General features: G+C 63.0%; 5 protein-coding genes. 3 read left to right on the top strand and 2 right to left on the bottom strand.

The genetic code is table 11. The annotated features are described in order from the left end of the window. Both ABSG20_RS32480 and ABSG20_RS32475 read right to left on the bottom strand, forming a co-directional pair. Nucleotides 1-229: hypothetical protein (locus tag ABSG20_RS32480; RefSeq protein WP_423868538.1), on the bottom strand; the 229-nt coding region annotated here is incomplete at its 3' end. A gap of 634 nt (nucleotides 230-863) precedes the next feature. Further along, nucleotides 864-995: a hypothetical protein gene (locus ABSG20_RS32475; protein ID WP_423868537.1), complete on the bottom strand. Its 132-nt coding sequence runs from the start codon at nucleotides 993-995 to the stop codon at nucleotides 864-866. Nucleotides 996-1,078: 83 nt separating this feature from the next. Between ABSG20_RS32475 and ruvC the strand changes: the two genes are divergently transcribed. From ruvC to ruvB, 3 genes are read left to right on the top strand one after another with little or no spacing between them, the layout of a single operon-like run. Beyond that, nucleotides 1,079-1,606, top strand: a complete 528-nt coding sequence (gene ruvC, locus ABSG20_RS32470) for a crossover junction endodeoxyribonuclease RuvC (RefSeq protein WP_423868539.1) — start codon at nucleotides 1,079-1,081, stop codon at nucleotides 1,604-1,606. A 58-nt stretch (nucleotides 1,607-1,664) separates the two neighbouring features. Further along, on the top strand, nucleotides 1,665-2,282 hold the full coding sequence (ruvA, locus tag ABSG20_RS32465) for a Holliday junction branch migration protein RuvA (protein ID WP_423868536.1): 618 nt from the start codon (nucleotides 1,665-1,667) through the stop codon (nucleotides 2,280-2,282). Nucleotides 2,283-2,292: 10 nt separating this feature from the next. Continuing rightward, nucleotides 2,293-3,342, top strand: coding sequence for a Holliday junction branch migration DNA helicase RuvB (gene ruvB / locus ABSG20_RS32460; protein ID WP_423868535.1), 1,050 nt, complete (start codon nucleotides 2,293-2,295; stop codon nucleotides 3,340-3,342). The last annotated feature ends 215 nt before the right edge of the window (nucleotides 3,343-3,557 follow it).

Here is a 3,557-nt window from a genome sequence, read left to right as displayed (position 1 = left end):
CTTCAACTTTCGGACGTTGAGCCAATCTAGTGCGGCTAACAGTACGGAATCCGAAGCTTTGAAATTCGCCTTGGCCTTCCTGATTCCAAGCAGTGTCGCGCGTGGCTTTAATGACCCGAATTTGCTGTCCTTGTATTGCAAAGTTGACCGCAAAGCCGCTGAAACACGCATGCGTTATGTTAGGGAGAATATGGAAGCCCGAGACTTTTAAAATGGCTTCTTCGGTCACGTGTAATTGGCAAGAGGGGCTGTTGGTATTGGAGACCTGGAAATAAGGCGGCGGTGGATGACGAGACCGGCGAGAAGTTGTTGAAGCTGATCGACCTCCGACGCGCCGGTCGCCAAGATGGTGCGGCGTCATTTGCGTGGCCCCGCGCGGATCACTTCTAGCCGGCAGGCAACAGCGCTACGCCGCCGTCGCGGCAGATGGATGGTATTATTGTAGGCAATACCAGGCTGAGCAATCCATGGCGGCCCGCCAAGAGGTGCCGCATGGCTCGTGCGGGCCGCTCTCGCTGCGACCGGAAAATAACCGGCAAGAGTGAACGAGCTCAAACTCACCCAAAAATTGAAACCCTAAGTTCCGCCTCGCGGCAGGATATTGGCCGCAGCAATGATAAACAACAAGGAGCAGACAATATGGCTTTGCCTATTCAGATCTTTCGGCATCCAGCGGGGTGACGGCGCATCCGTCGGTCCAGGTGACGGGCGTCGTGGTTTGCTTCAGGGAAAGACATTGAATCGTCGCCGGCCGCGATAACGGCCTATGTGATCGGTCTCAAAGAGATCTGACGGCAGTCCTTGCCGACTGCCACAGTTCCTGTTCCGGGGTAACAGCATTCTTTGTAGACCACGAGCAAGCGTCAGACGTCTTCATCGACCTGCAGGGGGCCGCCAAGACCGGGCGGCTCCCTGTTCTCGACAAGGATTCCGCGTTCGATGGCGAATCCGGCATCGGCGCGATCCCGGCGCATCGTGGCCGTCAGCGGTGCCATGTCACAGGGCGCTGCCGGGCTTTCCCGGTTTATAACGGGATCGTATTTGTTTCACCCTTGCGGTTGCGGCGTTATCAATGCCCATGACATCCACCCCGATTCGCCATCCCGTCCGTATCCTTGGCATCGATCCGGGCCTGCGCCGCACCGGCTGGGGCGTGATCGAGATTGACGGCAACCGGCTTGGTTACGTCGCTTGCGGCTCGGTGGAACCGGCTGAAGGTCTGCCGCTGGCGAGCCGCCTGTTGGCCATCCATCGGGGGCTTTCCGACGTGCTCAGCGATTTCCAGCCCATTGAGACCGCGGTCGAGCAGACCTTTGTCAACAAGGATGGCGTTGCCACCCTGAAACTCGGGCAGGCGCGTGGCGTTGCGATGCTGGTCCCGGCGCAGTTCGGGATCCCGGTTGCCGAGTATGCCCCGAACCAGGTCAAGAAGGCCGTGACCGGCGCGGGGCATGCCGACAAGCAGCAGATTTTGATGATGCTGAAGATCCTGCTGCCGAAGGCCGACCCGCAATCGCCCGACGCCGCCGACGCGCTGGCGATCGCCATCACGCACGCGCACCATCGGCAGAGCTCGGCGCTGCGGCTGAGGGTGGTCGAGGCATGACGCGTGGCTGTCAATCTCATGACCAACGAGATGTACTTGCCTTGTCCTGGTCTTGGCCATGATCGGCAAGCTGAGAGGCCTGATCGACTCCTACGGCGAGGACTACGTCATCCTCGACGTCGGCGGCGTCGGCTATCAGGTGCATTGCTCGGCGCGCACCTTGCAGAGGCTGCCGCCGCCAGGTGAGGCCGCAGTGCTGTCGATCGAGACCTATGTGCGCGAGGATCTGATAAAGCTGTTCGGCTTTCGCAGTGACGTCGAGCGCGAATGGTTCCGGCTGCTGCAGACCGTGCAGGGCGTCGGCGCCAAGGTAGCGCTGGCGGTGCTCGGCACCCTGCCGCCTTCGGATCTCGCCAATGCGATTGCGCTGCGCGACAAGGCCACGGTGGCGCGCACCCCAGGCGTCGGCCCGAAAGTGGCCGAGCGCATCGTCACCGAATTGAAGGACAAGGCGCCGGCCTTTGCCAATGTCGATCCGGCGCTGGTGCATCTGTCAGGCGCGATCGACGATGCGCGCGCCTCGGGCCCGGTCACGGATGCGATCTCGGCCTTGGTCAATCTCGGCTATGGTCCGCCGCAGGCCGCCGCCGCGATAGCGTCGGCGTCGCGAAGCGCCGGCGAGAACGCGGAGACCGCGCAGCTCATCCGGCTCGGGCTGAAGGAACTGGCGAAGTGATCCTCCGCGCATGACCCCGCCCTCGCGCATCGTCACATCCGAGCGCCGCGCCGACGATGCGCCGGACACCGCGCTGCGCCCGCAACTGCTGTCGGAGTTTGTCGGCCAGGCGCAGGCGCGCGCCAACCTTGCGATCTTCATCGAAGCCGCGCGCAAACGCAAGGAGGCGCTGGACCATGTGCTGTTCGTGGGGCCCCCAGGCCTCGGCAAGACCACGCTGGCGCAGATTGTCGCGCGCGAGCTCGGCGTCGGCTTCCGTGCCACCTCCGGGCCCGTGATCGCCAAGGCCGGCGATCTCGCGGCGCTTTTGACCAATCTCGAAGATCGTGACGTGTTGTTCATCGATGAGATCCATCGTCTGAGCCCCGTGGTCGAGGAAGTGCTCTATCCGGCGATGGAGGATTTCCAGCTCGATCTGATCATCGGCGAGGGACCCGCGGCACGCTCGGTCAAGATCGAACTGGCAAGATTCACCCTGGTCGGTGCCACCACCCGCGCGGGGCTTCTGACCAATCCGCTGCGCGACCGTTTCGGCATACCGGTGCGGCTCAATTTCTACACCGAAGAGGAATTGGAAAAGATCGTCACCCGCGGCGCCCGCGTGCTGCAGATCGGCATGACGCCTGATGGCGCCAACGAGATCGCGCGCCGCGCCCGCGGCACGCCGCGGATCGCCGGACGGCTGTTGCGGCGGGTGAGGGATTTTGCCTCCGCCGCGGATAAAGCCTCGATCGATCGCGCCATCGCCGACCACGCGCTGAGCGCGCTCGAAGTTGATGCCGCCGGGCTCGATGCCATGGACCGGCGCTATCTCTCCACCATCGCGATGAACTACGGCGGCGGCCCGGTCGGGGTCGAGACCATGGCGGCGGCCCTGTCGGAGCCGCGCGATGCCATCGAGGACATCATCGAACCGTTTTTGATCCAGTGCGGCTATCTGCAGCGCACCCCGCGCGGCCGGCTCTTGACCTCGCACGCCTTCCGTCATCTCGGCCTCGCCGAGCCCGCGCGCGATCCGGCGCAGTTCGGATTGTTCGGGAACGCAGAGGATGAAGGTTGAGAGGGGTTTTCTCTTGGCTGAGCGCCTGGGGTTGCCAACGACCTGCAGTCGCCCGGCATCATCGCCTTCATGGGATGCCGCCGTACCGGCGGCACGTTTGGCTTACCGTTGAAGAGAGTTCGTCATTCGGAATCCGATGTTTGGGTTGACGAAAGCGATGCGGAGGCTGCCTGCTGCACAGTCCCGTGATGCTGATCGAGCTTCGATATCACGGC

Source organism: Bradyrhizobium sp. (genome assembly GCF_049512235.1).
Taxonomy (GTDB): Bacteria; Pseudomonadota; Alphaproteobacteria; order Rhizobiales; family Xanthobacteraceae; genus Bradyrhizobium.
Note: the sequence above shows the minus strand (reverse complement) of the source record. Positions and strands in the feature narration are given on the sequence as shown.

Bases quoted from the DNA above. Each gene is read 5' to 3' on its own strand.
- ABSG20_RS32475 (WP_423868537.1), bottom strand. From the start codon at position 995: ATGGCACCGCTGACGGCCACGATGCGCCGGGATCGCGCCGATGCCGGA.
- ruvC (WP_423868539.1), top strand. From the start codon at position 1,079: ATGACATCCACCCCGATTCGCCATCCCGTCCGTATCCTTGGCATCGAT.
- ruvA (WP_423868536.1), top strand. From the start codon at position 1,665: ATGATCGGCAAGCTGAGAGGCCTGATCGACTCCTACGGCGAGGACTAC.
- ruvB (WP_423868535.1), top strand. From the start codon at position 2,293: ATGACCCCGCCCTCGCGCATCGTCACATCCGAGCGCCGCGCCGACGAT.